Annotated in this window: 23 protein-coding genes; 16 read left to right on the plus strand and 7 right to left on the minus strand. The window is 67.3% G+C overall.

Annotated features, from left to right (window positions below):
• The first annotated feature begins 3 nt into the window (after positions 1-3).
• The 10 genes from VGV37_RS11340 to VGV37_RS11385 all read left to right on the plus strand — a co-directional run bounded on the left by VGV37_RS11340 (position 4) and on the right by VGV37_RS11385 (position 8952).
• A complete protein-coding gene (locus VGV37_RS11340; protein WP_326879781.1) occupies positions 4-960 on the plus strand; it encodes an ABC transporter permease in 957 nt (318 codons plus the stop codon).
• On the plus strand, positions 957-1862 hold the full coding sequence (locus VGV37_RS11345; protein ID WP_414637973.1) for an ABC transporter permease: 906 nt from the start codon (positions 957-959) through the stop codon (positions 1860-1862). Before VGV37_RS11340 ends, VGV37_RS11345 begins: the two co-directional genes overlap by 4 nt.
• Before the next feature lie 3 nt (positions 1863-1865).
• Entirely contained in the window at positions 1866-2861 is a 996-nt protein-coding gene (locus VGV37_RS11350) for an ABC transporter ATP-binding protein (protein WP_326879782.1), read from the plus strand.
• Positions 2858-3841: an oligopeptide/dipeptide ABC transporter ATP-binding protein gene (locus VGV37_RS11355; RefSeq protein WP_326879783.1), complete on the plus strand. Its 984-nt coding sequence runs from the start codon at positions 2858-2860 to the stop codon at positions 3839-3841. Before VGV37_RS11350 ends, VGV37_RS11355 begins: the two co-directional genes overlap by 4 nt.
• Positions 3842-3859: 18 nt before the next feature.
• The gene (locus tag VGV37_RS11360; RefSeq protein ID WP_326879784.1) at positions 3860-5368 is read left to right on the plus strand and encodes a M81 family metallopeptidase; all 1509 of its coding nucleotides are present in this window, start codon (positions 3860-3862) and stop codon (positions 5366-5368) included.
• 21 nt (positions 5369-5389) lie between these two features.
• Positions 5390-6319 (plus strand): N-carbamoyl-D-amino-acid hydrolase, encoded by a 930-nt coding sequence (locus VGV37_RS11365; protein WP_326879785.1) that lies wholly within the window; start codon positions 5390-5392, stop codon positions 6317-6319.
• A gap of 43 nt (positions 6320-6362) precedes the next feature.
• Complete coding sequence (locus tag VGV37_RS11370; protein WP_326879786.1) at positions 6363-7826, plus strand: D-aminoacylase; 1464 nt, start codon at positions 6363-6365, stop codon at positions 7824-7826.
• A gap of 98 nt (positions 7827-7924) precedes the next feature.
• The gene (locus VGV37_RS11375; RefSeq protein WP_326879787.1) at positions 7925-8248 is read left to right on the plus strand and encodes a metalloregulator ArsR/SmtB family transcription factor; all 324 of its coding nucleotides are present in this window, start codon (positions 7925-7927) and stop codon (positions 8246-8248) included.
• Positions 8245-8655, plus strand: coding sequence for an SRPBCC domain-containing protein (locus VGV37_RS11380; RefSeq protein ID WP_326879788.1), 411 nt, complete (start codon positions 8245-8247; stop codon positions 8653-8655). Before VGV37_RS11375 ends, VGV37_RS11380 begins: the two co-directional genes overlap by 4 nt.
• A gap of 66 nt (positions 8656-8721) precedes the next feature.
• Positions 8722-8952, plus strand: coding sequence for a hypothetical protein (locus VGV37_RS11385; RefSeq protein ID WP_326879789.1), 231 nt, complete (start codon positions 8722-8724; stop codon positions 8950-8952).
• 114 nt (positions 8953-9066) lie between these two features.
• Here the strand turns inward: VGV37_RS11385 and VGV37_RS11390 are convergent, their stop codons facing one another.
• The 3 genes from VGV37_RS11390 to VGV37_RS11400 all read right to left on the minus strand — a co-directional run bounded on the left by VGV37_RS11390 (position 9067) and on the right by VGV37_RS11400 (position 13580).
• Positions 9067-10344, minus strand: coding sequence for an FAD-binding oxidoreductase (locus VGV37_RS11390; RefSeq protein ID WP_326879790.1), 1278 nt, complete (start codon positions 10342-10344; stop codon positions 9067-9069).
• A 22-nt stretch (positions 10345-10366) separates the two neighbouring features.
• Positions 10367-11980, minus strand: coding sequence for a GMC family oxidoreductase (locus VGV37_RS11395; protein ID WP_326879791.1), 1614 nt, complete (start codon positions 11978-11980; stop codon positions 10367-10369).
• Positions 11981-12080: 100 nt separating this feature from the next.
• A complete protein-coding gene (locus VGV37_RS11400) occupies positions 12081-13580 on the minus strand; it encodes a PLP-dependent aminotransferase family protein (protein ID WP_326879792.1) in 1500 nt (499 codons plus the stop codon).
• Between the two features lie 115 nt (positions 13581-13695).
• On the opposite strand from VGV37_RS11400, the gene VGV37_RS11405 reads away from it, so the two are divergent.
• The 6 genes from VGV37_RS11405 to VGV37_RS11430 all read left to right on the plus strand — a co-directional run bounded on the left by VGV37_RS11405 (position 13696) and on the right by VGV37_RS11430 (position 20864).
• Positions 13696-14799, plus strand: coding sequence for a mandelate racemase/muconate lactonizing enzyme family protein (locus VGV37_RS11405; RefSeq protein ID WP_326879793.1), 1104 nt, complete (start codon positions 13696-13698; stop codon positions 14797-14799).
• Positions 14800-14833: 34 nt separating this feature from the next.
• Positions 14834-15886 carry an ABC transporter substrate-binding protein gene (locus VGV37_RS11410; protein WP_326879794.1) on the plus strand — a complete coding sequence of 351 codons (1053 nt, stop codon included), beginning with the start codon at positions 14834-14836 and terminating at the stop codon, positions 15884-15886.
• A 32-nt stretch (positions 15887-15918) separates the two neighbouring features.
• Positions 15919-17004, plus strand: coding sequence for an ABC transporter ATP-binding protein (locus VGV37_RS11415; protein ID WP_326879795.1), 1086 nt, complete (start codon positions 15919-15921; stop codon positions 17002-17004).
• A complete protein-coding gene (locus VGV37_RS11420) occupies positions 17001-17882 on the plus strand; it encodes an ABC transporter permease (protein ID WP_326879796.1) in 882 nt (293 codons plus the stop codon). Before VGV37_RS11415 ends, VGV37_RS11420 begins: the two co-directional genes overlap by 4 nt.
• On the plus strand, positions 17879-18694 hold the full coding sequence (locus VGV37_RS11425; protein WP_326879797.1) for an ABC transporter permease: 816 nt from the start codon (positions 17879-17881) through the stop codon (positions 18692-18694). The genes VGV37_RS11420 and VGV37_RS11425 overlap by 4 nt, the downstream gene beginning before the upstream one ends.
• Before the next feature lie 115 nt (positions 18695-18809).
• A complete protein-coding gene (locus VGV37_RS11430) occupies positions 18810-20864 on the plus strand; it encodes a M3 family metallopeptidase (protein WP_326879798.1) in 2055 nt (684 codons plus the stop codon).
• Between the two features lie 7 nt (positions 20865-20871).
• Here the strand turns inward: VGV37_RS11430 and VGV37_RS11435 are convergent, their stop codons facing one another.
• Genes VGV37_RS11435 through VGV37_RS11450 form a run of 4 tightly spaced genes read right to left on the minus strand, consistent with a single transcriptional unit; the run spans position 20872 to position 24788 of the window.
• Positions 20872-22002, minus strand: a complete 1131-nt coding sequence (locus tag VGV37_RS11435; protein WP_326879799.1) for an FAD-dependent oxidoreductase — start codon at positions 22000-22002, stop codon at positions 20872-20874.
• Positions 21999-23396 (minus strand): NAD(P)/FAD-dependent oxidoreductase, encoded by a 1398-nt coding sequence (locus VGV37_RS11440; protein ID WP_326879800.1) that lies wholly within the window; start codon positions 23394-23396, stop codon positions 21999-22001. Before VGV37_RS11440 ends, VGV37_RS11435 begins: the two co-directional genes overlap by 4 nt.
• Positions 23393-23689: a (2Fe-2S)-binding protein gene (locus VGV37_RS11445; RefSeq protein ID WP_326879801.1), complete on the minus strand. Its 297-nt coding sequence runs from the start codon at positions 23687-23689 to the stop codon at positions 23393-23395. Before VGV37_RS11445 ends, VGV37_RS11440 begins: the two co-directional genes overlap by 4 nt.
• A complete protein-coding gene (locus VGV37_RS11450; RefSeq protein WP_326879802.1) occupies positions 23670-24788 on the minus strand; it encodes an FAD-binding oxidoreductase in 1119 nt (372 codons plus the stop codon). Before VGV37_RS11450 ends, VGV37_RS11445 begins: the two co-directional genes overlap by 20 nt.

Consider the following 24788-nt stretch of genomic DNA (forward strand, 5'->3'; position numbering starts at 1 on the left):
CCCATGCTCGCCTATATCCTGCGGCGCGTGCTCGCCACCATCCCCATCATGGCGGTGGTCGGCCTGTTCGTATTCTCGCTCCTGTACCTGGCCCCCGGCGACCCGGCCTCGATCATCGCCGGGGACCAGGCCTCGCCCGCCGACATCGAGCGCATCCGCGTGGCGCTCGGTCTCGACCGGCCGTTCCTGATCCGGTTCGGCGCCTGGGTATGGGACGTGCTGCGCGGCGACCTGGGCACGTCGATCTTCACCAACATGCCGGTGACCACGATGATCGGCCAGCGCATCCAGCCGACCCTGTCGCTGATGGCGATCACCCTGGTCCTGTCGCTCGTCACCGCCATTCCGCTGGGCGTGGTGGCGGCCTGGAAGCAGGGTTCGTCGATCGACCGCTTCTGCATGATCATCTCGACCGCCGGCTTCTCGGTCCCGGTCTATGTGATCGGCTATGTGCTGGCCTATGTCTTCGCGCTGGACGGGTTCGAACTGGGCATCGGTTTCTTCCCGGTGCAGGGCTACACGCCGATCCAGGACGGCATCCGGCCCTGGTTCATGAACCTGGTGCTGCCCTCGATCGCGCTGGGCATGGTCTATATGGCGCTGATCGCCCGCATCACGCGCGCGACCATGCTCGAGGTGTTGAGCCAGGAATACGTGCGCACCGCCCGCGCCAAGGGGGCAAACCAGGGCTCCATCCTGTTCGTGCATGCACTGAAGAACGCGGCCGTGCCGATCGTGACCGTCGTCGGCATCGGCTTCGCCAGCCTGATCGGCGGCGCCGTGGTGACGGAGAGCGTCTTCGCCATCCCCGGCCTCGGCCGGCTGACCGTGGATGCCATCACGCGGCGCGACTACCCGATCATCCAGGGCATCGTGCTGATGTTCAGCTTCGTCTATGTGCTGGTCAACCTCGGCGTCGACCTGCTCTACACCCTGTTCGACCCGAGGATCCGCTATTGAGGTTGCCGGTCGATCCCCAATATCTGGCAGCCCCTGCCCTGCCGGACGTCTTGCCGCCCCGCAAGGTGCGCGGCCGCACCATGCTGTTCGTCTATCGCCATCCGGCCATCGCGATCGGCGGGGTCCTGCTGGGCCTGATCGTGCTGGTGGCGGTATTGGCACCCTATCTGTTCACCGTCGATCCTACGGCGCTGGCGCCGGCCAAACGCACGCGGGCGCCCTCGGCACTCTATTGGTTCGGCACCGACATGCTGGGCCGCGACATCTATTCCCGGGTCGTCTATGGCGCGCGCGTCTCGCTGCTGGTCGGTTTCGCCGTATCCGCCGTCTCGTCGGTCGCCGGCATAGCGATCGGGCTCAGCGCCGGCTTCATCCGCCCGGTCGATACGGTGGTGATGCGGGTCATGGACGGGCTGATGTCGATCCCCTCGATCTTGCTCGCCATCGCCTTCATGGCGCTGCTCGGCGCCTCGGTACCGAACGTGGTGATCACCGTGTCGATCGCCGAGATCCCGCGCGTTTCCCGCCTGGTGCGCGGCGTTGTGCTTTCCTTGCGCGAACAGCCCTATGTCGAGGCAGCGATTGCCTCCGGAACCAGCATTCCGAAAATCATCTGGCGGCATATCCTGCCCAATACCCTGGCGCCGATCATCGTGCAGGCGACCTTCGTCTGCGCCTCGGCGATGCTGACCGAGGCGACCTTGTCCTTCATCGGCGCCGGCACGCCGCCCAACATCCCGTCCTGGGGCAACATCATGTCCGAGGGCCGCACCCTGTGGCAGGTCAAGCCGTTCATCGTGTTCTTCCCCGCGATGTTCCTGTCGATCACGGTGCTGGCGGTCAACATGCTGGGCGACGGGCTGCGCGACGCGCTCGACCCGCGCCTCGCCAAGCGGATCTGAGCCATGGCCGATGCGCTGCTCCAGATCGAAGGCCTGCAGACCCATTTCGGCATGATCGACGGCGTGGTGCGGGCGGTCGAGGGCCTGTCCTTCACCATCAATGCCGGCGAGACGGTGGCCATCGTCGGTGAATCCGGCTGCGGCAAGTCCGTCACCTCCATGTCGATCCTGCGGCTGGTACCGACCCCGCCCGGCAAGATCGCCGGGCGGATCCTGTTCCAGGGCCGCGACCTGCTGGCCTGTTCCGATGCCGAGATGCGCGCCATCCGCGGCAAGGACATCAGCATGATCTTTCAGGAGCCGATGACCAGCCTCAACCCGGTGCTGACCATCGGCCGCCAGATCGGCGAGAGCCTGCGCCTGCACGAGGGGCTGTCGGCGCGGGATGCCGAGCGGCGCGCCGTCGAGATCCTGACCCTGGTCGGCATTCCGGCACCGGCACGGCGGGTGAAGGAATATCCGCACCAGCTGTCCGGCGGCATGCGCCAGCGGGTGATGATCGCCATGGCGCTCGCGTGCAATCCGAAGCTGCTGATCGCCGACGAGCCGACCACGGCGCTCGACGTCACGATCCAGGCGCAGATCCTGGACCTGATGCGCGACCTGCAGCGCCGGCTGGGATCGGCCATCATGCTGATCACCCACGACCTGGGCGTGGTCGCCGAAATGGCCGAGCGGGTCGTGGTGATGTACGCCGGCCGCAAGGTCGAGGAGGGCAGCGTGCGCGACATCTTCGCCCGCCCGCTGCATCCCTATACCCGCGGCCTGCTGGGCGCCGTGCCCAAGCTCGGCTCGTCGCTGGAAAGCAATACGCGCAGCCGGTTGACCGAAATTCCCGGCCAGGTACCGTCGCTGCGCGTGCCGATCGTCGGCTGCCCGTTCGCATCCCGCTGCCCCTCGGTCACCGACATCTGCCGCAGCATGGCCCCGGCCGTCGAGGAGAAGCGCGCCGGCCATCTCGTCGCCTGCCACCATGCCCTTCGGGAGCTTGCGGCATGACCGAGCGGCCGCTGCTGGAAGTTCATGCGCTGAAGAAGCATTTTCCGCTCAAGGCGGGATTTTTCGGCGGGCGCAGGAACGTCGTCCATGCGCTGGACGACGTCAGCTTCGATCTCGCGCGCGGCGAGACCCTGTCGGTCGTGGGTGAGTCCGGCTGCGGCAAATCCACCCTCGGCAAGACCATCCTGCGCCTGCTGGAGCCGACCGACGGGGCGGTCATGCTCGACGGCCAGCGGGTCGACAACGTCCCTCGCTCCCGGCTCGGCGATTTCCGCCGTCGGGTCCAGGTGGTGTTCCAGGACCCGTTCAGCAGCCTCAACCCGCGCCAGCGGGTGCGCGACATCATCGCCGAACCCATCGTCAATTTCGGCCTCGCCCATGGGTCCGAGTTGGAGGATCGCGTCGCGGCCTTGATGGACAAAGTGCGCCTGCCGCGCGATGCCATGCGACGCTTCCCCCATGAATTCTCTGGCGGCCAGCGCCAGCGCATCGGCATCGCGCGCGCGCTGGCCCCGGGCTCCGACCTGATCATCTGCGACGAGGCGGTCTCGGCCCTCGACGTGTCGGTGAAGGCGCAGATCGTCAACCTGCTGGCCGACCTGCAGGACGAGCTGGGCGTGGCCCTGCTGTTCATCAGCCACGACCTGGCGATCGTCGAGCACCTGACCCATCGCGTCGCCGTGATGTACCTGGGCAAGATCGTCGAGCTGGCGGACCGGCGCACCCTGTTCGCCACGCCGCATCATCCCTATACGCGCGCCTTGCTGTCGGCCGTGCCGGTGCCGGACCCGACGGTGGCGCGCAACCGCATCATCCTCAAGGGCGACGTGCCGAGCCCGATCAATCCGCCCGACGGCTGCCGCTTCCAGTCGCGCTGCCCCTATGTGTTCGACCGCTGCCGCAGCGAGGAGCCGCTGCTGCGGCCGACGACGGAGCCGGGCCAGACGTCGGCCTGCCATCTCGACGCCGTGCCTGCCTGATCCCGAGGAAGACCCGCCATGACGGCATCGCCGATCCGCATCGCCGTGCTCAAGTTCTCGCACGAGACCGTCACCTTCCTGCCCTACGACACCACGGTCGCCGACTTCACGTTCGAAGGCTCGCCGGCCCGGGGCGAGGCGTTGCTCGGTGCCGAGGGACGGTCGTACCTGGGCGGCTTCGTCAAGGTCGCGCACGAGTTCGACGGGGTCGAGCTGGTCGGCATCACCTCGCCGCTCGAGGCGAAGACCGGGTCGGGCTCCGGCTGGCTGACCCATGAGACCTACGAGCACTTCGTCGGCACCATGATCGCCGAGATCGCGGCGGCCGCCCCGTTCGACGGGGTCTACCTGTCGCTGCACGGCGCCATGGCGGTGCGCGGCGTGGCGCGGCCGGAAGCGGAACTGGCCCGGCGCGTGCGCGAGGTGGTCGGACCCAAGGCATTCATCGCCGCGACCTTCGATCCCCATGGCAACGAGGATGCGGAATTCCTGCGCCACGCCGACCTGGCGTTCACCGTGAAATACTTCCCGCATTACGACGACCGCCTGCAGGGCGAGCGTGCGGCGCGCATGCTGGTGCGGGCCATCCGCGGCGATTATGTGCCGGCCGCCGTGACGGTGAAGGTGCCGATCATCTCGCCGACCGTGCTGCAATGGACCGGGGCCTCACCCTGGATGGACCTGGTGCAGCGCGCCCTCACCTGGGAAGCGCGCGAGCCCGACGTCACCGTGAATTTCTTCTTCGGCTTCCCCTGGGCCGACGTACCCGACGTCGGCATGACGTTCCAGGTGACGACCAACGGCAGGCCCGAGCTGGCGCGCAGGATCGCCCGCGATATGGCCCAGACCGCGTGGCGCCAGCGGGAAGCGCTGCTGAACACGACGAAGATCCACCTCATCAAGGATGGCGTGGCCCTGGCGCGGCAGGCCGTGACCGAGGGCCGGACGCCTGTCGTGCTGGCCGACCATAGCGACCGTTCCGGCTATGCCACCTGGTTGCTGCGCGAGATCATCGACGGGGATCTGGCCAAGGTGCTGGTCGCCACGGTGACCGATGCCCAGGCGATCGACGCGCTGCTGGACGACGGCATGAAGGCGGGCGATGCGTTCGACCGGGAAATCGGCGGCCTGGCCGACCCGTCGGCCGGCCAGCCGGTGCGCGTCCAGGGCACCGTGCTCCGCGTGACCAAGGGGCTGGGCCAGAACGACGGCGACCGCTGGGTCCAGGTCGGGTTCGGCCGTGGCAACGTGCTGGTGATCAGCCGCTATCTGACCCAGGTCATCGAAACCACGTCGCTGGTCGAGGCGGGGCTGGATCCCGGCGCGTTCGACGTGATCGCGCTCAAGTCCCGGGTGCATTTCCGGCGCGGCTTCGACGATACCGGCTTTGCCCGGACCATCCTGCTGGTCGAGCCGGACCAGCCGTTCCTCGGCACCGTGCGCCTGGAAGGGCTCGTGTACGAAACCGTCGATCTGGCCGCCTATTATCCCTACGGCACCCCGGCCTTCGACCCGGACGACATCTGAAACACAGAGGAGTTCCCGACCATGCGCAAGGTCACCGTCGCCGGCGCCCAGCTGGGCCCGATCCAAAGGGACGAACCGCGCGCCGAAGTCGTCACCCGTATGCTGATCCTGATGGACGAGGCCAAACAGGCCGGTGCCGACCTGATCGTCTTTCCCGAGCTGGCGCTGACCACGTTCTTCCCGCGCTGGTACATGGAAGATTCGGCCGAGATTGACAGCTGGTTCGAGCGCGAGATGCCGAACGCGGTGACGCGTCCGCTGTTCGAGCGTGCGGCCCGCCATGGCATGGGCATGTATCTGGGCTATGCCGAGCTGACGCCGGACGGGCATCATTTCAACAGTTCGATCATCGCCGACCGGACCGGCGCCATCGTCGGCATGTACCGCAAGGTCCACCTGCCCGGCCATGCCGAGTTCGATCCGGAGCGCGCGTTCCAGCACCTGGAGAAGCGCTATTTCGAACCGGGCGACCTGGGCTTTCCGGTATGGCGGACGATGGACGGCATCTTCGGCATGTGCATCTGCAACGACCGCCGCTGGCCCGAGACCTATCGCGTCATGGGCCTGCAAGGCGTCGAGATGGTGCTGCTCGGTTACAACACGCCGTCGGTCAACTCGCAGAACAGTGCCGAGGGGCCGGAACGGCGGCTGTTCCATAACCGGCTGTCGGTCCAGGCCGGCGCCTACCAGAATTCGACCTGGGTCGTCGCCGTCGCCAAGGCCGGCATCGAGGATGGCTTCCCCATGATCGGCGGCAGCCTGATCGTCAATCCAGAAGGCCGGATCATGGTCGAGGCAAAGACCGAGGCCGACGAATTGATCGTCCATGCCTGCGACCTCGATGCGACCTTGTTCGGCAAACGGACGATCTTCGACTTCGCGCGCCATCGCCGCATCGAGCATTATGGGCTGATCTGTTCGCAGACCGGGGCGATCCCGCCGGCACCCTGACCGGCCGCCCCGTCGCTTTGCAAGTCCCGACCCGAGGTGCCCCATGACCGATACGATACCCGACCATTACGACCTGCTCGTTCGCGGCGGGACGGTGATCGACGGCACGCGCAGCCCCCGCTTCGGCGCCGACGTCGGCGTCCGCGACGGCCGGATCGTCGCGATCGGCGACCTTTCGGCCGGCACCGCCGCGCGCACGATCGAGGCTGCGGGCAGGATCGTGGCGCCGGGCTTCATCGACTCCCATACCCATGACGACGGGGCGGTGCTGGCCGATCCGCAGATGATCTGCAAGATCTCCCAGGGCGTCACCACGGTGGTGACCGGGAATTGCGGCATCAGCATCGCGCCGCTCGATCCCGATACCCCGCGGCCGATGCCGCTGACCCTGCTGGCCGCGGAAGGCCCGCCGGCACCACCGGCGTTCAGGCACTTCGCCGACTATATGGCGGCCCTGCGCCAAGCACCCGCCTCGGTCAACGTGGCGCCGATGGTCGGCCACACGACCCTGCGGGTCACGACCATGGCCAGGCTCGACCGCGCCGCCACGCCGGCCGAGATCGCGGCGCAGCAGGACCTGCTGACCGAAGCGCTCGAGGCCGGCGCCATCGGCATTTCGACCGGCACCTATTATCCACCGGCCGCGATGGCTTCGATGGCGGAGGTTATCGAGGTCTGTCGGCCGCTGACCGGCTCGGGCGCGGTCTATGTCACCCACATGCGCGACGAAGCGGAGGGCTGCGTCGATTCCCTGAACGAGACGTTCGAGATCGGCCGCGCGCTGGAGGTGCCGGTGGTGATTTCCCACCACAAGCTGCACCGCGAGGCGAACTTCGGCAAATCGGCCGTCACCCTGCCGCTGATCCGCGCCGCGATGGCGTGCCAGTGCGTGGCGCTCGATTGCTATCCCTACAACGCCAGCTCGACCATGCTGCACACGGAGGAAGCCAAGCTGCAGGGCCGCGTGCGTATCGCGACCAGCGGCAGCCATCCCGAGCAGGCTGGCCGCGACCTGGCCGACATCGCTGCCGAATGGGGCCTGGGCCTGGTCGAGGCGGCAGAGCGCCTGCAGCCGGCCAGCGCGATCTATTTCAGCATGGACGAAGGCGACGTGCGGGCGATCCTGGCCTTCGACGAGACCATGATCGGCTCCGACGGCCTGCCGATCGGCGAAAAGCCGCACCCGCGCCTGTGGGGCACCTTCCCGCGCGTGCTCGGTCACTACAGCCGCGACCTGGGCCTGTTTCCGCTGGAAACCGCCGTCTGGAAGATGAGCGGGCTGACCGCGAAGAATTTCGGGATCGCCCGACGGGGCACGATCGCCGTCGGCAATCATGCCGACATCGTCGTGTTCGATGCGGCGACCGTGCGCGACACAGCGACCTACGATACGCCGTGCGAACCGGCGCAGGGGGTCGACGCGGTGATCGTCAACGGGGTTCTGACCTGGTGGCAAGGGGCGCATAGCGGCGCCCGCGAGGGACGGGTCCTTTCACGAGGGATCTGACCAGTCAAAGCGGCGAAGCGCCGGTGCGAACTTCCCGATTGACCGATACATAACTCTTCGGCTATTGATAACTCATAGCTGGAGAGTTATGTATGCCGATGCCCCTAGATCATGACACTCTGTTCAAAGCGCTCGCCGATCCGACTCGGCGAGCCCTCTTCGAACGGCTGTGCCGGGACGGGGAGCAGACGGTCGGGGCGCTGACGGCACAGGCCGGCGTCTCGCAGCCCGCTGTCTCGAAGCATCTGGGCGTGCTGAAGCAGGCCGGTCTGGTGCGCGACCGCCACACAGGCCGCCAGACGCATTATAGCGCGCAGCTCGATGCCCTGGCCCCGCTGGTCGACTGGACCAGTCAGATGACGGGGTTCTGGGAAAGCCGGTTCGACGACCTCGAAGATCTGCTGAAAAGGATGGATCAATGAACAATACAGCGGCCGAGACGCGCTCCGTCGTCGTCGAACGGGAGATACCCTATCCGCCGGAAAAGATCTGGCGCGCGCTGACCCAACCGCACCTGATCGAGGAGTGGCTGATGAAGAGCGACTTCAAGCCCGTCACGGGCCACCGGTTCGATTTTCGCGCAGGCTGGGGCTCGGTCGACTGTCGGGTGCTGGCCGTCGAGCCGAACAAGACGCTGTCCTACACGTGGGATGCCCAAGGTCTCGAGAGCGTCGTCACCTGGACTCTCACCCCGTCCAGCGCGGGCACCCGCCTGCGCATGGAGCAATCGGGCTTCCGGCCGGATCAGCAGCGGGCCTACCAGGGCGCCAAGATCGGGTGGCAACAGTTCCTTGCCGCCCTGGAGCAGATGTTGGTCAAGGTGGACTGACCTCTGCCGGCATCATTCGAACCATCCGCTTCGATACATACCACCTCATAGGGAGGTCCATTGACCATGAGCAAATGGATTCGGCAGACCCATCGCTGGCTGTCCATCGTCTTCACCGTGACCGTCATCGCCAATTTCGGCATCATGGGACAGGCAGAGCGCCCCCTCTGGATCGTCTATTCGCCGCTGGCGCCGCTGTTCCTGCTTCTGTTCAGCGGCCTGTACATGTTCGTCCTGCCCTATACCGCCAAGCAGAGCAGGGGGCGGCCCGTTGCGGTGCAGGAACGGGCGCAATGAGCGAATCTTGGAAGCAGATGTCCGCATCGGAGCCGATCGACGGGGAGGCCCTGGCGGCTCTTCTTCGCGCGGCCGTGGCGCCCGTTGGGGAACGGGCGTGCCGAGGCTCAGGATCTAGCGGGCCAGCTTGTCGCGCCAGCGGTAATACATGACGGAGGGTGCGAGGAACCACGGATTGCCGCGATAGAACGGCCGCGTCTGGAACTCGACGCCGTCCAGGCCCGTCGCGCCGTCGGCAAGCCCCAGTACTTGGCGGCCGAGCCGCATGCCGAGGTAGCCGGCCATGCCGACGCCGGAGCCGCAATAGCCCATGGCGTAATGCAGCCCGTCCCGCTCGCCGATATGCATCAGTTCGTCGAAGGTATAGGCCACGAACCCGTACCAGGAGTGGCTGATCCGGGTGGTCGAAAGCTCTGGAAAAACCTCGGTCATCGCGGCATGGAGCAATGGTCCGCTGACCCGCGGATCGGTTTCGCCGATCGAGACCCGGCCGCCGAACAGGATCCGCGTGTTGTCCGGCGACGGCCGGTAATAATAGACGACCTTGCGCGTATCGCTGACGATCCGGCCCTTGGGCATCAGCCGCGCCATCACGCCGGGCGCCAACGGCTCGGTCGCGATGATGTAGCTGCCGATCGGAATGACCCGGCGCTGCAGCCAGGGCGTCAATCGGCCGGTGTAGCCGTTGGTCGCGACCACGACCTGCCGGGCGGCGATCGGCCCCCGCGCGGTCTGGACGAGGAAGCCACCGCTCTCGCGCCGGATGTCGGTCGCCGGACAATGGGCCACGACCCGCACGCCCGCGGCCACTGCGCGCTCCAGCATGCCGCGATGGTATTTGGCCGGATCGATCGAGGCGTGCCGGGCATAGACCACCCCGCCGAAATAGGCGTCGGTGCCCAGTTCGCCGCGCTGCTCGGAACGGGGCACCAGATGCGCCTCGACCGTGGGCTGTGCGTCCAATTGCCGGGCCAGCGCCTCGTATTTCCCGGGACTATGGGCGGCGTGGAACCGGCCGACGATGCGAAAGTCGCAGTCGATCTTTTCGGCCTCGACGAAGGCCGCGACCCAGGCGAGCGAGTTTCGCCCCTCCTGGATGATGGCCGCCGCACGCTCCCGCCCGTGCCGGCGGGCGAGCGCGTCGAAGCCCGGCTTGATACTGGTCGAGATCTGGCCGCCGTTGCGCGTGCTGCAGCCCCAACCGACGTCGCCGGCATCGATCACCAGCGTGTCGCGCCCCCCGCGCGCCGTCTGCAGCGCGGCGCTCAAGCCGGTATAGCCCGAACCGATCACCACCACGTCGACCCGGGACGGGAGCGGTGCCACCGGCACTTCAGGCCGGGGCACCTGGTCCCACCAATAGGGCGTCAGCTTGACATCCTGGACATCCATTCCGCGGCCTCGCTCTGTTGTCCTACGTGCCGCGCAGTACGAGATCCGCGCCCTTTTCCGCCACCATGATCGTGGGCGCGTTGGTATTGCCCGAGGTCACGGCCGGAAAGACCGACGCATCGATGACGCGCAGACCCTCGGCACCATGGACCCGCAGGTCCGCATCCACCACATCGGTCCGTTCGTCGGGACCCATCCGACAGGAACCGACCGGGTGGAACACGCTGGAGCTTCGCTGGCGGATGTCGCGGATGAATTCCTCGTCGGACTGGACCGCCCGCCCCGGCGCGATTTCCTCGGCGACGATCGCCGCCAGCGACGGTGCCACCGCCAACCGCCGCAGGAACCGAGTGCCGTCCAGCATCTCGCGGACGTCCTCGTCGGTCGAGAGTGCGTTCGGAAAGATCATCGGTGCCGCCAGCGGATCGGCGGAGCGGATTTCCAGGTACCCCCGGCTGGTCGGCCGGCACGGTTGCGCGCTCAACAGAAAGCCCGGGAACGGGTCCGGCCGCATCAGCGCCCGCTTGCCCGGCACGGCCCGGGTGTAGCTGAGCGGCGAGAAATACAGCTGCATGTTCGGTCGCGGCAGATCGGGTCGCGTACGGACGAAGCCGCCGCCCTGGTTCACGCTGATCGACAGCGGTCCGCGGCGGAACAGGGCGTAGCGCACGGCCGCCCGGATCCGGCCCGACCAGGTGCCCAGTTCCTGATTGAGCGTCGGCAACCGCGATCGATACAGGTGGTCGATGCAGAGATGGTCCTGCAGATGGCGCCCGACGCCCGGCCGGTCCACCAGCACATCGATGCCGTGCCGGCGCAGCAGCTCGGCCGGGCCGATGCCGGACAGTTGCAGCAGTTGCGGAGAATTGATCGAACCGGCCGCGAGGATGACCTCGCGGCCGGCCGTCACCGTCTTCCGCACGCCCTGCTGGATATACTCGACGCCGATGACGCGCCGGTCGCGGAACAGCAGACGCGTCGCCTGGGCCCCGGTCTCGACTTGGAGATTGGGGCGCCGCATCGCCGGTCGCAGATAGGCGCGCGCCGCCGACATGCGCAGGCCGCCGCGCATGGTGATCTGATAGAGCCCGACGCCCTCCGGGCTGCCGCCGTTGAAGTCGGGGCTGCGCGCCAAGCCGATCTCGGCACCGGCCTGCAGATAGGCCTGGCACAGCGGATGGCAGTCGCGCGCGACATCCGCTACATGCAGCGGGCCGCCCGCCCCGCGCCAGGCATCGGCGCCGCCGGCGAAATCCTCGGACTTGCGGAAATAGGGCAGCACGTCGTCCCAGCCCCAGCCGGGATTGCCCAGGTCCCGCCAATCGTCGAAATCCGCGGCCTGGCCGCGGATATGCACCATGGCGTTGATCGAGCTGGAGCCGCCCAGCACCTTGCCGCGCGGCCAATAGCCCTGGCGATCCGCCAGTGCCGCCTCCGGCTCGGTCCGATACATCCAGTTGACGCGCGGATTGTAGAACGACATGCCATAGCCGATCGGCATCTGGATCCAGAGGTGCCGGTCGCTGCCGCCCGCCTCCAGCAGCAGGATTTTCAGCGCACCGTTTTCGCTCAGCCGCCGCGCGAGGACGCAACCGGCCGATCCTGCACCCACGACGATATAGTCGAAATGCGTCATGAAACTTCAGGCGCCTGGCGGTTGAAGGAAAAGCACAGGATGCAGAGTGGCCGCATAACGGTTTGGTCGGCAGGTCCAGTTTGCAGAATTGCCCATACCATTACGGTCGTCGCCGGGCCTGGTCGCGCAGCACCTCGCCCAGCAACGCCACGCCGCGCCGTATCACGGCGGGCGGAATGCCGCCGAACCCCAGGACCAGGCCCTTGAGCGCGATCGGCTCGATCGAAAATCGGGCGATCGGCGAGACGGTGATATCGCGTTCGGCCGCTGCCCGCGCGACCGCGATTTCGGACAGGTCCCGGCGCAGCAGGCCGATCGTGTGCAGACCGCTGTCGCTGCGCATGACCTGCAGCAGGTCGCCCAGATCGCGCGCGGCGGCATCGCACAGCGTATCGTGGCGTTCCTCGTAGATGCGGCGCATGCGGCGGATATGAGTCGCGAAATGCCCCTCCTCGATGAAATCGGCGACGATAGCCTGGTTGCTGGTCGGTACCCCCTGGACGAAAGCGGCGGAGACCCGCTCGAACGTTTCGACCAGCGACGGCGGCACCAGCATGAAACCCAGCCGCAAGGCCGGGAACAGCGATTTGCTGAAGGTGCCGACATAGATCACCAGACCGGTCCGGTCGACGCTCTTCAGGGTCGGCGGCGGTCGGCGGCCGAAGAAGAATTCGCCGTCATAGTCATCCTCGATGATCCAGGCGCCGGCCTGTTCGGCGGAGCGCAGCAACGCGAACCGCCGCTCAAGGCTCATGACGTGGCCCAGCGGCTGATGGTGCGAGGGCGTTACGAACGCCAGCCGGAAGTCGGGGCTGCGCCGCAGCCCCTCGTCCACCCGCAGGCCCTCGCTGTCGACCGGGACCGGGACCAGATCAGCGCCGCTGGCCAGCAGGCTGTTGCGCGCACCGATGGCGCCCGGGTTCTCGAACCAGACCTTGTCTCCAGGATTGAGCAGCACGCTGCCGATCAGGTGGAAGGCCTGCTGCGCACCGCCGACGATGAAGATCTGCGCCTGCTCGCAGGCGATGCCGCGGTTGGCGCGCAAATGGGCCGCGACCGCTTCGCGCAACGGGGCATAGCCGAACGGGGCGCCGTAGCCCATCACGCTTTCACGGTCGCCGCGCCAGTGCTTGGCCGCGAGCCGTGCCCATTGCGCCATGGGAAACACGTCGAAGGCCGGCAGCGCCGTGACGAAGGCGCGGGGCGCGTGCGGCAGCCTGGAACGCTCGCTGAACCGGTCGACGGCCCAGCGCATCGTCTCCGACAAATGGGCTTTGTGTGGCAGCGCCGGCGGCGCTTCGATCGGCGCGCGGCGCGGTCGCTCGGCATTCAGCACGGTGCTGACGAACGCACCGGACCCGACGCGGGCCTCGACCAGCCCTTCGGCGATCAGCCGGTCGAACGCATCGATCACGGTGGTGCGCGACAGGCCCAGATCGCGCGCCAACGTGCGACTGGCCGGCAGCCGGGCGCCGGGAGCGATGGCGCCCGCCAGCATCAGATCCCGGACCGCCATGTAAAGCTGCGTGCCGATCGGGCGGGGGGAACGCCGGTCGATCACGATCGACAACAGCAGCGCGCCACCTTCGCGTTTCACCATGGGCTGCACCCGGGCCGGAATTGGTCTTATTCGCTGTCGAGAATGGACCTTAGATCGCAAACCAATCTGTGTCGATCCTACCCGGCATGGCGTTCTTCAACCCGGTCGGGCCAGCATGAAAATCCGCAGCATCGAAACCTTCTGCAATCCGTTCGTCGGGTTCGTGCGCGTCACGACCGACGATGGTGCGCAAGGCTGGGGACAGGTCTCGGCCTACAATGCCGATATCACGGCACTGGTGGTCCACCGGCAGATCGCTCCCTGGGTACTGGGCCGGAACGCCCACGATATCCGGGCACTGATGGATGACATTCCGCGGCGCGAGCATAAATTTCCCGGATCCTACCTGTGCCGCGCGATGTGCGGCCTCGATACCGCGCTATGGGACTTGCGCGGCAAGCGCGAAGGCAAGAGCGTCTGCGAGTTGCTGGGCGGCACGCCGGGCCGCTTGCGCGCCTATGCCTCGTCGATGAAGCGCGACATCACGCCGGTCCAGGAGGCCGAGCGATTGCTGCGCCTGCGCGACGAACGCGGCTTCGATGCATTCAAATTCCGCATCGGCGCCGAGTACGGCCGGGACATCGACGAATGGCCTGGCCGCACCGAGGAGATCGTGCCGACCGTGCGCCGCGCGCTGGGCGACGGCGCCACCCTGCTGGTCGACGCCAACAGCGGATTTTCGCCCGGGCGCGCGATCGAGGTCGGGCGCATGCTGCAGGACCACGGGGTGTCGCACTACGAGGAGCCTTGCCCCTATTGGGAAATTGAGCAGACCCGGCAGGTAGCCGACGCCCTCGATATCGACGTCACCGGCGGCGAGCAGGATTGCCAGTTCCAGATCTGGCGACAGATCGTCGGCACGCGCGCCGTGGATATCATCCAGCCCGACGTCTGCTACATGGGCGGCATCACGCGCACCCTGCAGGTGGCCGAAATGGGTGCCGAGGCCGGCCTGCCGTGCACCCCGCACAGCGCCAACCTGAGCATGGTCACGCTGTTCACCATGCATCTGCTGGGCGCCATTCCGAATGCCGGCAAATATCTCGAATTCTCGATCGAGGGTCCGGACTACTACCCCTGGCAGGACGGCCTGTTCCGCAATTGGCCCTACACGGTCGAGGACGGCATGGTGACGATACCGAGCGAACCCGGATGGGGGATCGAGATCGAACCTTCCTGGCTGGAGCGCTCGGCCTATCAAGTGAGTGAAGTGTCCTGAATACGCCTGCCACCAACCGATAGGGAGACGATCGATGCGCGCGAAGACGCTTATGGGATCCGCCTTGTCCATCCTGATCGCCGTCGGTTGCGGCACCCGATCCGCCGGCGCCGAGGAACTGACCGTCGTGTCGTTCGGCGGTGCCTACCAGGACGGCCAGAGCAAGGCCCTGTTCCAGCCCGCCGCCAAGGCGCTGGGCATCACGCTCAAGGAAGAAACCTACACCGGCATCGCCGACCTCAGGCTGAAGGTGAAGGCGGGTGCGGTGACCTGGGACATCGTCGCCAGCGGCTCGGGCAGTGCGGCACGCGCCGGCACCGAGGGCATCCTGGAAAAGCTCGACTACAAAACCATCGATGTCTCGCATTTCGTGCCGGGCACCTATCAGGATTATTGCGTCGGCGGCGACGTGTTTTCGACCGTGCTCGCCTGGAACACCAAGACCTATGGCGACAAGGGCCCGCAGAGCTGGGCGGATTTCTGGGACGTGAAGAAATTCCCCGGCAAGCGGTCGTACCGGAATGCCGTCGCAGGCTCGCTCGAGCCCGCCCTGATGGCCGATGGCGTTCCGGCCGACAAGGTCTACGAGGTGCTGTCGCAGCCCGGTGGCATCGAGCGTGCGATCAAGAAGATCAAGGAGCTGAAGCCGAACATCGCCGTCTGGTGGTCGTCGGGCGCCCAGCACGCGCAGCTGATGAAGGATGGCGAGGTCGACATGATCACCGGCTGGAACGGCCGGTTCGACGTCGTCGCCAAGGACGGCGCCAAGGTGGCCTATACCTTCAATCAGGCGCTGCTCGACAACGACTGTTACGCGATCGCCAAGGGCGCGCCGCACAAGGACCTGGCCATGCGGTTCCTGGCCGAGATCGTGAAGCCGCAATACCAGGCCGAGTTCACCAAATACATCACCTACGGCCCGACCAACACGACGGCCTATACCATCGGCGCGATCGATCCCGCCTATGCCAAGCTGTTGCCGTCCTACCCGGAAAACGCAGCGAAACAGCTCACGATCAACCTCGATTGGTATATAAAATTCGAGCAGCAGGCAGCGGCCGCCTATCAGAACATGATGACCGAATAATCGATCGAACTCCTGCACGAGGCGGCTGGTAAATGGTTCGCGCAGCATCCCTACCGATCTACGCGCACCAGATCGCCAAGTCCTACGGCAGGGTCCGGGCGCTGGACCAGGTCGATCTGGCGGTCCGCAGCGGCGAGTTCCTGACGCTGCTCGGACCGTCCGGCTCGGGCAAGACGACCTTGCTGATGGTGCTGGCAGGTTTCATCCGGCCCGACAGCGGCAGCCTGAGGTTCGGCGAAACCGAGATGATCCGCGTCGCCCCGCACAAGCGCGACGTCGGCATGGTGTTCCAGAACTACGCCCTGTTCCCGCATATGAACGTCGCTTCGAACGTGGGCTTTCCCCTGCGCCTGCGCCGGGTGTCCAAGGCCGACATCGCCGCCCGCGTCGAACAGGCGCTGGAGACGGTGCAACTGGCCGGCTATGGCGCGCGCGGCATCGAGCAATTGTCCGGCGGCCAGAGGCAGCGCGTGGCCCTGGCCCGCGCCATCGTGTTCGAGCCGCGCATCCTGCTGATGGACGAGCCGCTGTCGGCTCTCGACAAGCAATTGCGCGAGCATATGCAGATCGAGCTTCGGCGCCTGCATGACAAGCTGGGCATGACCACGGTTTATGTCACCCACGACCAGCGCGAAGCCCTGACCATGTCGGACCGCGTCGCGGTCATCAGCCAAGGGCGGGTCCTGCAGCTGGATGCGCCCCGACGGCTCTACGAGCACCCCGCCAACCGCTTCGTCGCCGAATTCATCGGCGAGTCCGCGTTCCTGCCCGTGGAGCGAACCGGCGATAGCTTCTTCCACGACGGCCACCGGCTGAAGATCCGCGACTGTCCGGTCGTCGACGGCAACTGCCTGCTGATGCTGCGGCCCGAGCGGCTGCAGCTGCTGGGAGCGACGGCGCCGGATCATCTCAACATCCTGCGCGGCACCGTCGAGCAGGTGGTCTATCAGGGTGACAGTTTCCAGCTGCAGGCCCGTCTGGCCGACGGCAGCGCCGTGGCCTTGCGCGGCGTCTCGACCCAGGACGCGATGGCGACGCTTCCGCGGCCCGGTGCGCCGGTCATGTTCGGGCTCGCCCCCGAAGACACCGTGTTGCTGGCCGACGAGCGACGCAAGTGAGCGCGCTGAATGCCGACGAGCTTCGCCGCGATGCGTTCCGCGAACGGCTGGCGCTGTTCGGCCTGACCCTGCCGGCCCTGGTGCTGGTCACCATCACGATGATCCTGCCGATCGCGTGGCTGTTCTCGTTGTCGTTGCTGGCCGACGACGGCAGCATCAGTCTCGAGAATTATCGGCGATTGGTCGAGCAGCCGTCCTATGGACGCATCTTCGCCACGACATTCGAGATCAGCGCGGCCGCGACGGCGATCTGCGTGCTGCTGGGCTATCCGCTGGCCTATCTCCTGTCGCAACTGTCGCCGCGCGTCGCCAACCTGTTGATGATCGGCGTGCTGCTGCCGTTCTGGACCTCGATCCTGGTGCGGACCTATGCCTGGCTGGTGCTGCTGCAGCGCCATGGGCTGGTCAACACCTGGGGCATCGAGCTGGGGTTGTGGGACGAGCCTCTGCCGCTCGTCTACAATCCGGGCGGCACGCTGCTGGGCATGGTCCACATCATGCTGCCGTTTCTGATCCTGCCGCTCTACGGCTCGATGCGGGCGATCGATCGCAATTACCTGAAGGCCGCGGCCAACCTGGGCGCCGGCCCGATCCGTGCCTTCTGGCAAGTGTTCTTTCCGCTGTCCCTGCCCGGCCTGCTCGCAGGATCCACCATCGTGTTCATCCTGTGCCTGGGCTTCTACATCACGCCCGCCATGCTGGGCGGCGGCAAGGTGATCATGGTCGCAAACCGGGTCGCGAACGATGTCGAGCTGTTCTTCAACTGGGGAGCCGCCAGCGCTCTGGGTGTCGTGCTCCTGGTGGCGACCATGATCGTGCTCGCCGTCGCCTCGCGGCTGACCCCGCTCGGCCGGATCTTCGGTGGGCACGGGCCATGAGCTGGCTCGGCCGATCGGCCACCGAGACGCAGATCCCGCACCGGTCGCGGCTGTGGCTCTATCTGATCACGGGCCTGGTCCTGGCGTTCCTGGTCCTGCCGACGCTCGTCGTGATCCCGATGTCTTTCTCCGCTTCGCAATATCTGGAATTTCCGCCGCGCGAATGGTCGTTCCGCTGGTATGAGAGCTATTTCCAGTCCGACAAATGGATGCAGGCAACGGCGACCTCGCTCAAGGCGGCCTCGCTGACCGCGCTCCTGGCGACTCCGCTCGGCACCATGGCGGCCTACGGCCTGTTCCAGTCGCGCCTGCGCTTCACGTCCCTGGCCATGCCGCTGCTGCTGACGCCGATCATTACGCCGGTCGTCCTGGTCGGCATCGGCGTGTTCTACGCCTATGTCCGTCTGAAGCTGGTCAACACGCTGGTGGGCATCGTGCTGGCGCACAGCATGCTGGCCCTGCCTCTGGTGGTGCTGGTCGTCACCTCGGCGCTGAAAAGCTACGACATGAACCAGGAGACCGCGGCGCGCAGCCTGGGCGCCTCGCGGCTGAGGGCGTTCCTGCTGGTCACGCTGCCGCAGATCCGCTTCGCCATCATGACCGCCGCCGTTCTGTCGTTCCTGACCTCGTTCGACGAAGTGGTCATCGCGCTGTTCGTGTCGGGCGGCGACAATTCGACATTGACGCGCAACATGTTCAACGCCCTGCGCGATCAGATCGACCCGACCATCGCCGCGATCTCCACGGTGATGATCCTGGTCTCGTCATTGCTGCTGGCGCTCTCCCAGATCCTGGGCCGGGAACGTCGATAGCGCGAATCCAAGGAGAAGCCGTTGGGGGCGAGCGCGCCACGCCGCCTGCTTCGTTACTTTTCCTGCGGGCGCTTCGGCCCTAAGCTCCGGCTCCGACCAGCCCCGAGGAGCCTTCATGTCCCATCCCGCCGAAAACCCCGTTCTCTCTGCGTGGACCGGCCCTTACGGCGGCGCTCCGCCGTTCGACAAGATCAGGACCGAGCATTTTCCGCCGGCGCTCGACGCTGCCATCGCCGAGAAGCGTGCCGACGTGGCCGCCATTGCGGCCAATCCCCAGCCCGCTACCTTCGCCAATACGCTGGAGGCGCTGGAGGCTTCGGGCCCGCAACTCGCCCAGGCGGTCAAGCTGCTCCAGGTCTACACCTCGACGATGAACGACCAGGCGATGCGCCTGGTGCAAACGGCGTTCGCTCCCAAGCTCGCGGCCCTCGCCGACGAGATCACGCATAATCAGGCCCTCTACGCCCGCGTGGCGGCGGTCTTCGAGGCACGGGAGCGCGCCGGCCTCGATGCCGAGCAGCAGCGGCTCGCGTTCGTGATCCACGACCGCTTCGTGCGCCGGGGTGCGGGCCTCGACGCCGCTGCCAAGGCGCGGTTGCAGGCGATCAACCAGGAACTCGCCTCGTTGCAGACGCGCTTCTCCCAGAACGTGCTGGCGGACGAAGAGGGCGAGGCGCTGGTCCTCGACAGCGCGGCGGATCTCGACGGTCTGTCCCCGCAACAGATCGAAGCGGCGGCTGCGACCGCGACGGCCCGCGGCCTGCCCGGCAAGTGGGCGATCGCCAATACCCGTTCGGCGATGGACCCGTTCCTGACGTACTCGGCGCGGCGGGATCTGCGCGAAAAGGCCCTGAAGCTCTGGCAGGCCCGTGGTGCCGGCGACAACCGTCCGATCATGACCGAGATCCTGAAGCTGCGCGCCGAAAAAGCCCGGCTGCTCGGCCATCCGACCTTCGCTCATTGGATCGCAGACGGACAGATGGCGAAGACGCCCGAGGCGGCACTGAAGCTGCTGACCGACATCTGGCACCCCGCGACCGCCCGGGTGCGCGAAGAGGCGGCGGAGATGGCCGAGGTCGCGGTCGCCGAGGGCGCGAACGCATCGATCGCCCCGTTCGACTATCGCCATTACGCCGAGAAGGTGCGCAAGGCGAAGTACGCCTATGACGAAACGGAAGTGAAGCCGTACCTGCAACTGACCAAGATGGTCGAGGCGATGTTCTGGGCCGCGGGCGAGCTGTTCGGCCTGCGCTTCACCCAGGTCCACGATCTGCCGGTCTACCATCCCGACGTCGTGGTCTATGAGGCGACCCGCGACGGTGAGCGGATCGGGCTCTTCTACTTCGATTTCTATGCGCGGCCGGGCAAGAGTTCGGGCGCCTGGATGAACGAATACCGCACCCAGCAGCGGCTGGGCGGTGTTGCGGTCACGCCGATCATCTCGAACAATGAAAACTATCTGAAAGGCGCGGCGGGCGAGCCGACCTTGATCTCCTGGACCGACGCCGTGACGTTGTTCCACGAATTCGGCCATGGCCTGCACGGCCTCAACTCCGACGTCACCTATCCGTCCCTGGCGGGAACGGCGGTGCTGCGCGACTTCGTGGAACTGCCCAGCCAACTGTTCGAGCATTGGCTGCCGACGCGGGAGCTGCTTGGCCGTTTCGCGCTGCATTACCGGACCGGAGAGCCGATGCCGAAGGCGCTGGTCGACAAGATCCTGCGCGCCCAGGCCTTTCGCCAGGGCTTCCAGACCGCAGAATACCTGTCCAACGCGATCATCGACCTGAAGGCCCATCTGGCCGGCGACACCGCCATCGATCCCGCGGCATTCGAGGCGCAGGTGCTGAGCGAGATCGGCATGCCGACGGAGATGGTGTTGCGCCATCCCTTGGCCGCGTTCACCCACATGTTCGCGTCCGAGAGTTATGCCGCCGGCTATTACAACTACATCTGGGCGGACACGCTGACGGCCGACGCGGCCGAAGCCTTTGCGGCGGCACCCGGTGGTTTCTACGACAAGGACCTGGCCCGCCGACTGCTCGATGGCGTCCTGTCCATCGGCAACAAGCGCGATCCGGGCGACGCCTTCCGCGACTTCCGCGGCCGCGACGCCACGGTCGATGCCCTGATGCGCGACCGGGGCTTTGCCGCACCCCTGGAGGCATGATCATCCCTCATGCCGCCGCCCGCTTCGCCATCAGGCGCTCCGGCATGAAACCCGCGATCTGACGCTGGGTCCCACCCTCGACGATGAGATCACTGAGGATCGCGCCGACGACGGGCACCAGTTGGAAGCCGTGGCCGGAGAAGCCGAATGCATGGAACAGGCCGGGCTGGTTCGGCGAGGCGCCGATCACCGGCAGCAGGTCGCGGGTCTTGGCCTCGATCCCGGTCCAGCTGCGCGCGATGCGCACGTCGCCCACCAGCGGGAACAGATCGACCGCCGCGCGCGCCCCCTTGGCCAGGTTCGCGAAATCGACGCTGCTGCTCTGCCGGTCGAGATCGGCCACCCCTTGCAGGCCGCCGCCGATTACCAGGGTCCCCTGATCCGACTGCTTGAACGACAGGGCGCGCCCGACGACGCTGACGACGGGGTCGATGAACGGGGCCAGCCGTTCCGTCACGATCATCATCGAGGCCTTCATGCCGAGTTCGATCTCGTCGCCGAACAGGGCGGCGAGCCTGCCGGCCCAGGCGCCGCCGGCATTGACCACGGCGGAAGCCACGAAGCGGCGCGTTCCCGAGCGGAGCAGCCAATCCGGCCCCTGGCGCTCGACCGCGTCCAGGCCGCAACCTTCGATGATCGTGACACCCGCGGCCTCGCAGGATCGGCGGAAGGCCACGATCGTCCGGTGCGGATCGGCGGCACCGTCCCGGCGGGCGACGAGCGCACCGACGCAGTGCGGGCTCAATGCCGGCGCCAGGCGGCGCAGCTCGGCCGCATCGATCAGTTCCTCGTGGGTATAGCCGAGCGCCCGCATCCGTGCCTCGCGCTCGAGCAGGTCCGGCCAATGCCGGTCGAATTCGGCGACACGGATCTGGCCGTCGGCATGGAAGCCGCAATCGTCGCCGACGAGGGCTTCGATCCGGTGCCACATCTCCATCGCTTCGAGCGAGATCGGCACCTCCGCCAGGTCGCGCCCGAGGGTACGGACACCGGCCGCGGTGGCACTGGAGGCGTGCCGGCCGACCCAGGCCCGCTCGAGCACGACCGTGCGTCGGCCAGCCCGGGCCAGATGGAGCGCCGCCGACAGGCCATGCAGCCCGCCGCCGACCACCGCGACATCGAAGCCCGGCACGCTCACGAGACCGGATCCGTCTCGTCGAGACTGGCGAGTTCGCCCAATGTCACGGGCTTCAACGGCGGCCTGACGCGGTAGAAGCCGACCTCGCCGACCGGGCGCTGCTGGGCCGCGGCGACGAGATGCATGACCGTGTAGCCGCATTGCCGGCCCTGGCATGGCCCCATCCCGGCCCGGGTGAAGGCCTTGAGCTGGTTCGGTCCGGGGCGTCCCAGCGCCGCGCGCGCGCGGATGTCGCCGGCGGTAACCTCTTCGCAACGACAGACGATGGTCGCATCGGGGGGTGCGAAGACCTGCGCCCTCGGCGCGAACAGCACGTCCAGGAAGGGGCGCAGCGCCAGCGCGCGCGCGAGGCTTCGGTGCAACGGGCGCGCTTCGGCCTCGACCTCAGCTGCCGCCAGGCCGCCGATCGTGACCGCCGCTCTAAGCCCGGCCAATCGTCCGCGCAATTCCGCCGCCCCGACACCGCCGATACCGGCCCCGTCCCCGGCCACGAATATGCCGGGCTGGGAGCTCTCACCCCAGGCGTCGAGCTTCGGGACGTAGCACAGCTGTCTCGCGTGCCACTCGACCGCGCAGCCGAGCGCCAAGGGCGCGTGAATGCTGGGCACCACGCCTTCGTGCACCAGCAGGACTTCGGCCGGAACGGTGCCATCGCGCCCGTCCTCGGTACGATACCGCAGGGTCTGGAGCCGCCCCTCGCCTTCGGCCACGAGTTCCGTGACGTGGCGGATCACGGGAACGCCGGCACGCTTGAGCGCCAGCGTCCAGGCCAGGCCCTTGACGAGATCGCCCAGGCTGGACAGGGCACCGGGCAGGTGCGGCAAGGCCGCCATCATCCGGCCGTGCGGCGTGGTGTCGAGGAAGCCGGCGATCTTGCCGCCGGCCGCCAGGAGTTGCGTCATGTAGAGCAGCGGCAGCGGTCCCGAGCCGGCAATCCAGACCGGCTGCACCGGAACGGTGTCGGCAGTCTTGAGCAATATCTGAGCGGCACCGACCGTCAGGACGCCCGGCAACGTCCAGCCCGGAAACGGCGCCGGGCGCTCCTGGGCACCGGTCGCGAGGACGATCGCCTTGGCCGTGACGGTGCGCGCGGTACCATTGCGCGTCAGGAAGGCCCGGAAGCCCGGCTCGATCTGCCACAGCTGGCTGCCGGGCTCGTAGGTCGCCCCGCACGCCCGAAAGCCCGCCGCCCGCTCGGCGCCGGAGCGATAGGATGCGCCCAGTCGGGCGCCGCGCGGGGTGGCGGCGACTGTCTCGACCCCGCGCCAGATCTGTCCGCCCGGGGCCGGCTGGTCGTCGACGACCAGCACGGTCAGCCCATGGCGCCGGGCAGCGACGGCGGCGGCCATGCCGGCGGGGCCGGCACCGACGATCAGCAGATCGACCGCGCTCATGCCGTCAGCACTCTGCGACCCTGCTGGCGGACCACGCGCATGCCGGCCTTCACCGGCGTGAGGCACGTCTGCATGGACGCAATGCCGTCGACCTCGGCCAGGCATTCGAAGCACACGCCCATCAGGCAATAAGGGGCGCGGGGACTGCCGGACACCGGCGTCGTCCTGGTCCAGGGCGCGGACTGCCGCAGCATGACGGCGGCGAGGCTTTCCCCGGCCTCGGCGGCGACCGCCTCGCCGTCGATGTAGATCGTCACGCCGTCGGCGCCGGGGTCATGCAGCTTGCGGAACATCGAAACGACTCTGATGAAAGGGTGAAAGATCGTCGGGCAACGCACCGGCCGCGATGGCGGTGGCGAGCACGCCCGCGTGGAAGGCGGCGAGCGTGACGCCGGAATGGCAGACCGCGACGAAGGCGCCGGGATGGCTCACGGACTGGGTGTAGATCGGGTAGCTGTCCGGCGTCAGGACTCGCAACCCGGCCCATTGCCGAACGAGGCCTGCCCCGGCCAAAGCCGGAATGATCCGTATCGCGGTCCGGCTGAGATGAGCCGCGGCAGCGCCCGTCGTCGACAGATTGTAACCGACGTCTTCGTTCGTCGCGCCAATCATGACCGTCCCGTCCGCAGTCTGACGCAGGCCGCCTCCCGGCAGCGGCAGGAGCGGGTCCAGCCGCTCGGTGACCAGGATCTGCCCCCGCTCGGGTCGCAACGGCACGTCGAGCCCGACCTGCCGGGCCAAAGCCTGGGTGCCGAGGCCGGCTGCGATGACGATACGAGGGGCCGAGATGACCTCGTCGCCGATGGCCAGGCGGAAGTCGGCCCCGGCGCCATCGATCCCGTTCACGCGCGCATTGCTGCGAACGAGGCCGCCGAGCTGGATCACCGCAGCATGCAACGCCGCCAGAAGCCGCAGAGGATTGGCATGGCCGTCGCGATGCCCGAAGCTCGCCCCCGTCACGTCCGGCCCGAGCGTCACCTTCGGCAGCAGTCGTTCCAATCCGGACCGATCGACCATCTCCCAGTCCGGCTCACCACCGTCCCACTGATTGTGCAAGCGCCGCAGCACGGCCTGGCGCGCCTCGAACGCGTCGGCACCGAGGCAGAAAGCCAGCCCGCCGTTCTGCTCGTAGCAGAGGCCCGTGTCGCTGCGCCCTTCGAGTTCTTCTGCAAAACCCCGCCACATCCCGATGCTACGTCGCGTCAGCCCCTGGTAGGCCGGCATGCCAAGGCCTTTGCCCTGCAACCAGACCAGGCCGAAATTGGCGCGCGCCGCCCGGAAGTCTCCGTCGTCGCCGTCGAGCAGCAGGACATGCTCGCCCCGCAATGCCAGGCCATAGGCGATCGCCGCCCCTACCGTACCCGCTCCAATCACCACGATGTCAGGCCGCAT

The organism is Aliidongia sp. (assembly GCF_035943795.1).
Classification (GTDB): domain Bacteria; phylum Pseudomonadota; class Alphaproteobacteria; order ATCC43930; family CGMCC-115725; genus Aliidongia.